Source organism: Vibrio sp. 03_296 (genome assembly GCF_002265885.1).
In genome coordinates, this window is sequence record NZ_NPKW01001011.1 from 1 (window position 1) to 814 (window position 814).

Genomic DNA, 814 nt, shown 5'->3' on the forward strand with positions numbered 1-814 from the left:
CATCAATAGCGAATCAAAATTCAGTACGGCACTGCACACACCCCAATATTGGGAATTAAGCCGGGGGATCGGCTAAAGATAGGCAGCACGAGCCACCACGCGCCTTACCTCCTTGAACTAACTCAATCGGCCCAGCAATAAAAATCTCTTCAATGGTTTTCGCTTTAACGATAGATTCCCACTGTGCTGGTTCTTTTTTGTAGTCCAATCCTAAGTACGCTCTCATTTCCGACCCATGGATAGACATAATTCACCACGTCATCTCTTGCGAGGCCTATAACGCGTAAATGTTYCTTTGCGCAGAATTTCTCAGAAGCTTGGTCAAGCGCTTGCTTGTTGCTATTTGGATGAAGAGAAATGAGCGTTGCTAGACTGCTCACGATGTAGATGTCCGACACGATCGCCGCTTCCAACTTCGAACGAATGGTGGATAGTTGCTCTTTTGCTTCTCGCTGGAAATACTCTTGGCGCACTTTTTTCTGCTCATGATGAAGCAGTTCGACAATGCCGACGGAAAGAGTGATGAACAGGAGAAACAATAAGTTAACACTCCATCGCTTTCCAAACGTATATTTCATTAAATCCCCAGATCAACGCCTACAACGTAGGACAAGCAAATAATAAATCGTTATTATTGTTAAAAAAGTTAATATATGTAWTAAGAATAAACCAATCTTGTATTTTATAGGTAAGCAATATTTTCGTCTCTTTCTAGGTAAGTGTATGTCATCTTCAATGTTTTTGTTTGATTCACCCGATTGGTTGACCATAACCGATGGCCAGTTGCTGTGGTGGCCGACATTTCTTTCTCAAG

General features: G+C 42.2%; 1 protein-coding gene. It reads right to left on the reverse strand.

Annotated features, from left to right (window positions below):
* Positions 1–164: 164 nt before the first annotated feature.
* Positions 165–578 (reverse strand): hypothetical protein, encoded by a 414-nt coding sequence (locus tag CIK04_RS29505; protein WP_325206002.1) that lies wholly within the window; start codon positions 576–578, stop codon positions 165–167.
* Between the last annotated feature and the right edge of the window lie 236 nt (positions 579–814).